Source organism: Methylophaga sp. UBA2689 (assembly GCA_002354555.1).
Classification (GTDB): Bacteria; Pseudomonadota; Gammaproteobacteria; order Nitrosococcales; family Methylophagaceae; genus Methylophaga.
This window is the reverse complement of record DELT01000074.1, coordinates 1-5,316: the sequence shown is the minus strand read 5'-3', so window position 1 is coordinate 5,316 and position 5,316 is coordinate 1. Positions and strand designations below refer to the sequence as shown.

Below are 5,316 nucleotides of genomic sequence, written 5' to 3'. Positions count from 1 at the left end.
CGTCGTAATAAACGGTTGGCTATCCGTGGCGTGCCTCTGGAACGGTGAGCAATTTCACCTGCACCTTTAACGTCCAGCGTTAACCCTAGAATACGTGCGCTTCGCTGCACAATCGTACTTAAATCAGCGACATTGTAAAATTCCAATCGCTGCACAATACCAAACCGATCTCGTAAAGGTGAGGTCAGCGAACCTGCCCGGGTTGTTGCTCCGACCAGAGTAAAAGGCTCAAGATCCAGCTTAATCGAACGTGCTGCCGGCCCTTCACCGATCATGATATCGATCTGGTAATCTTCCATCGCCGGATACAACACTTCTTCAACCACCGGGCTTAACCGATGAATTTCATCGACAAACAATACATCATTCGGCTCGAGATTCGTCAGTAATGCTGCCAAATCACCAGGACGCTCTAAAACCGGTCCCGAAGTTTGTCTTAAATTAACGCCCATTTCGTTGGCAATAATATGGGCCAATGTGGTTTTACCCAGACCCGGCGGACCGAATATCAGGGTGTGGTCCAATGCTTCTTTGCGTTGCCGAGCCGCTGAAACAAATAACTCCATCTGCTCGCGCACCACTGGCTGTCCGATATAATCCTCTAATCTAATGGGTCGTATAGCACGATCCACCCGGTCATCATCATTCAGCGTTTGCGGAGTAATAAAACGTTCATCCATAGTTAGTTACGCTGTAACGCCTGTCTGATGATTTGCTCGGTAGTCATATCCTGGGCATCAAAACTACGGATCATTCTGTCTGCTTCGGCGGCTTTATACCCTAAAGCAATCAAAGCTTCCAGTGCTTCTTTTCGTGCTCCGCTACTGCTCGGCATATTCGTGGTAATTTGTTCATCAAGCCCCATTGCAGAACCGACTTCTTTGAGTCTGTCGCGCATCTCTATAATAAGACGATCTGCTGTCTTTTTACCGACACCCGGCAAACGCGTCAAACTTGCGGCATCACCTTCCTGCACACTTCTGGCAAAGCTATCAACGTCACTACCTGATAAAATCGTCAGCGCCAGTTTCGCTCCCACCCCATTTACCTTAAGTAAACTGCGAAATAATAATCGTTCGCGAGTAGTAGCAAAACCATACAACAGTTGGGCATCTTCGCGCACGACTAAATGGGTATATAAACTCACTTTTTCATTGAGTGGCGGCAAATTTACAAACGTTGACATGGGAGCGGAGACTTCATAGCCCACTCCATTTACATCCAGCACTAATTCCGGCGGCTGTTTTTCGATAATAATTCCGGTAAGACGACCAATCATCGGCTATAGCGTCCTCCTCGACGACGACTGATGCGCATTCCTGCGGGAAGTTTATTGCTGAGACTATCCAGTGCTGCATGATTTGCATGGGTTACCGCACAGGCCAAGGCATCTGCGGCATCTTCCATTGGTGCTTCTTTTAATTGCAACATGACTGACATCATATACTGGACCTGTTCTTTTTTGGCATGTCCATTACCAACAACAGCTTTTTTTATTTGAGTAGCGGTATATTCGTGGACTTTTAACTGTTGATTGACTCCGGCACAAATGGCAGCACCTCGAGCCTGACCAAGTTTCAATGCTGAATCAGCATTTTTATGCAGAAATACCTGCTCGATGGCCATAATTTCCGGTTGATAACGTAGAATCAGATCGGTCAGTCCATCAAAAATCTGCTTCAAACGATCGGCAAATTCGCCATCACCCACCAGCAGTCTGCCATTGATGACATGTTTAATCTGTTTACCGTCAAGCTCTATGATGCCAAAACCAGTTTTACGGGAGCCGGGATCAACACCGAGAATGCGTGACATAGTGGGGATGGGCCGCTAGTTCTCCAGCTGCGCCATCACCTCATCAGAAAAGTCTGCATTTGAATAGACCTGTTGTACATCATCCAGCTCTTCAAACGCATCAATCATGGCAATGGCTTTTTGTGCGTCATCCAGATCCAGGCTGACGGTATTGTCCGGATGCATAGTGACTTCGGCTGATTGCGACTCAAAGCCTGCTCCATCCAAAGCATCTTTAACGACGGCATAGTCATCCGGCGTGGTAAATACATCAATGGAACCATCGTCATTGGTGACAATATCTTCTGCACCGGCTTCCAGCGCTACTTCCATGACGGAGTCTTCATCCACACCCGGCACCAGACTGATAATGCCTTTTTGATTAAACATAAAGGCCACACAGCCATCGGTTCCCATGTTACCGCCGCGCTTGCTGAAAACATGGCGCACTTCGGCAACAGTACGGTTACGATTATCGGTCATGCAATCAACCATAATGGCAATACCGTTGGGACCATATCCTTCATAACGAATTTCTTCGTATGCCGCACCTTCCAGTTCGCCGGCACCACGCTTGGAAGCACGCTCAATAACATCTTTAGTCATATTGCTGCCCAACGCTTTATCGATAGCAGCACGTAACCGTGGATTAGTGGCAGGATCGCTACCGCCCATTCTGGCAGCAACAGTAATTTCACGAATCAGCCGTGTGAACAATTTACCGCGTTTGGCATCTTGCGCACCTTTTCTATGCTGGATATTCGCCCATTTACTATGACCTGCCATTTGGTACTAACCTCTTTGTTATTACGTTAAATAGTTTTTTCCTGAATTAAACCAGGGTATTCCAGTCGCGATAATATTCGCTGCGACCGTAAACCTGGTCGAAATACATGCTTTGTAACTGTTCAGTGATTGGGCCGCGTTTACCCTCGCCAATAGGACGATTATCCAATTCACGAATAGGGGTCACTTCTGCGGCAGTGCCGGTGAAAAAGGCTTCATCACAGATATAAACTTCATCACGAGTGATGCGTTTTTCAATGACTTTCAAACCAATGTCGTTTGCCAGACGCATAACAGTATCGCGGGTAATACCCTCCAGTGCAGAGGTCAACTCAGGTGTATAAAGTACACCATCACGCACCATAAAAAAGTTTTCCCCACTGCCTTCAGTAACAAAGCCATTGGCATCTAATAAAAGTGCTTCGTCATAACCATCATTCACGGCTTCCTGCAACGCCATCATCGAATTCATGTAGTTGCCATTGGCTTTGGCTTTACACATGGTGATATTCACATGGTGACGGGTAAACGATGAGGTTTTAATGCGAATACCGCGGGTCATGTTTTCTTCACCCAGATAGGAACCCCAGCTCCAGGCAGCCACCATCACATGTGTTTTTAAATTGTCAGCGCGGATACCCATGCCTTCAGAACCATAAAAACACATCGGACGAATATAGGCAGAATCCAGTTTGTTATCTCGAACCACAGCACGTTGTGCTTCGTTTAAAGTCGCTTTATCAAACGGGATGTTCATACCGAGAATCTTGGCGCTACGGAAGAGCCGGTCTGTATGCTCCTGCAGGCGAAAAATAGCAGCGCCAGCATCTGTTTGATAGGCACGGACTCCTTCAAACACCCCCATTCCGTAGTGCAGTGTATGCGTCAGCACATGGACTTTAGCTTCGCGCCAAGGCACAAATTCGCCATCCAACCAGATAACGCCATCACGATCTGCCATTGTTACTGCTGCCATAATTACCTACTTTTGAGACTTAATATTGATATCAAACTGGTTTTAACGTAACCAGCGTTGCCAAATTGCGTTCACTTGTTGCTGAAAATCGGCCACTTTGGCCTCCGGCACCACTGCCGGTTGTTCCTGAAGAACACAATGATTTGCTTCACTACGATAATAGCGATAAGCATCTGCGAGCATGTTCCCTTCTTGTTCACTGAGCTTGCCTGTCGCGACTAAAGCATCCAAAATTCGGATATTATCGGTGTAAACCATCAGATCTGGCAAGCTTGCTGACCAAGCAAGTACTGCATATTGCACCATAAATTCAATATCAGTGATACCACCTACGCCCTGCTTAAGATCAAAATTTCCTGCAGACGACTTATCCAGTTGCTGACGCATTTTATGGCGCATTTCACTGACTTCTTTTGCCAGCTCGGATTCAGTACGTGATTTGGACAAAACTTGCTGGCGAATGTTACTGAATTCTTCAGCTAATTTTTTATCTCCTGCGACACACCTGGCTCTGACCAGAGCCTGATGTTCCCACGTCCAGGCTTCATTTTGTTGATAATCATCAAAGCCTGAAATTGGACTCACCAGCAACCCTGAATTACCCCTTGGCCTCAGTCGCATATCGACTTCATAAAGCACTCCACCCGCAGTCACAGTATTTAATAAGTGGATCATCCGCTGAGCCAAACGTGTATAAAACACCATCAAATCGACAGGTTTATCACCATCAGTCATTCCCTCCCGCGCATCATCAAATACAAAAACTAAATCCAGATCTGAGCCATACCCCAACTCCAGTCCACCTAATTTTCCATAGGCAATGACACTAAAGCCGCACTCCGTCATATCATCTTTATCCGCAGCGGGCGGTAATCCGTGACGCGAGATCAGATATTGCCAAGCCAATTGCAACACACGTTCCAACAAAATTTCTGCCAATTCGCTGAGTTGATCACCGATCCGCATCAACGGTAATACTTCGGTGACATCTGCTGCAGCAACATGCAAAGTGGCAATTTGCCGAAACTCCCGCAATAAATTCATTTGCTGTTCAAGATCGGTGTCTTCAGCAGCTGAGAGGAACTGGTTTAATAAGGCTTGTTGCTGTTCTCGGCCAGGCACTTCGTAAAGTGATCGCGGATCCAGCAATTCATCCAGTAATACTGGATAACGTGCTAACTGATGGCTAATTAATGGACTTGCCGCACAGAGTTTGACCAGTTGAGATAAGGCCAGGGTATTTTCAACTAATAGCGACATATAGGCTGAACGTCGCATAATCGATTCCAATAACGGAATCATCCGATTCAGGCAAGTATCAGGCTCATCAGTGCCAGCAGCAGCCTGAACCAATAATGGCAATAATTTTTTGAGACGTCCGAGACCGGTATGACTAAGGTTTTTCACGACATGTAGGTTCAACAATTTTTCAATCGTCTGTTGGGATTGCTCTGGTTCGTGATATCCCCATGTTTCAAGATAAGACGTTATTTCTGCTTCGCTGGAAGTTAACAATGCAATACTGTCGGTACTCTCATCATCGGCCTGTGGTGCAGTCAGTAATTGTTGGAAATGTTCATGCACCTGCTGCCGATGTTCACTGAGAGTTTCAACAAAAGCAGTCCAGCTCTCAAATCCCATACTCCTTGCTAAACGAATTCGGGCCTCATTATTACTGGGTAATAAATGTGTTTGTTGATCTGCCCAGGCCTGAATACGATGTTCTGTTCGACGCAGAAACACATACGCATTTTTTAAGG

6 protein-coding genes are annotated in these 5,316 nt (G+C 46.3%); all 6 read right to left on the bottom strand.

The features are described 5' to 3' along the window. Positions 1 to 680 (bottom strand): Holliday junction branch migration DNA helicase RuvB (ruvB, locus tag B3M51_RS08970; protein ID WP_292758440.1); only part of this gene is annotated, 680 nt, incomplete at its 3' end. A 2-nt stretch (positions 681 to 682) separates the two neighbouring features. Next, a complete protein-coding gene (ruvA, locus tag B3M51_RS08965) occupies positions 683 to 1,279 on the bottom strand; it encodes a Holliday junction branch migration protein RuvA (protein WP_292482591.1) in 597 nt (198 codons plus the stop codon). Beyond that, positions 1,276 to 1,815 carry a crossover junction endodeoxyribonuclease RuvC gene (gene ruvC, locus B3M51_RS08960; RefSeq protein ID WP_292482594.1) on the bottom strand — a complete coding sequence of 180 codons (540 nt, stop codon included), beginning with the start codon at positions 1,813 to 1,815 and terminating at the stop codon, positions 1,276 to 1,278. The genes ruvA and ruvC overlap by 4 nt, the downstream gene beginning before the upstream one ends. A 15-nt stretch (positions 1,816 to 1,830) precedes the next feature. Then, a complete protein-coding gene (locus tag B3M51_RS08955; RefSeq protein ID WP_292482596.1) occupies positions 1,831 to 2,580 on the bottom strand; it encodes a YebC/PmpR family DNA-binding transcriptional regulator in 750 nt (249 codons plus the stop codon). A gap of 46 nt (positions 2,581 to 2,626) precedes the next feature. Next, on the bottom strand, positions 2,627 to 3,556 hold the full coding sequence (locus tag B3M51_RS08950; RefSeq protein ID WP_292358163.1) for a branched-chain amino acid transaminase: 930 nt from the start codon (positions 3,554 to 3,556) through the stop codon (positions 2,627 to 2,629). A 42-nt stretch (positions 3,557 to 3,598) separates the two neighbouring features. Continuing rightward, the coding region (gene glnE / locus B3M51_RS08945; RefSeq protein WP_292758437.1) for a bifunctional [glutamate--ammonia ligase]-adenylyl-L-tyrosine phosphorylase/[glutamate--ammonia-ligase] adenylyltransferase at positions 3,599 to 5,316 on the bottom strand (1,718 nt) is incomplete at its 5' end.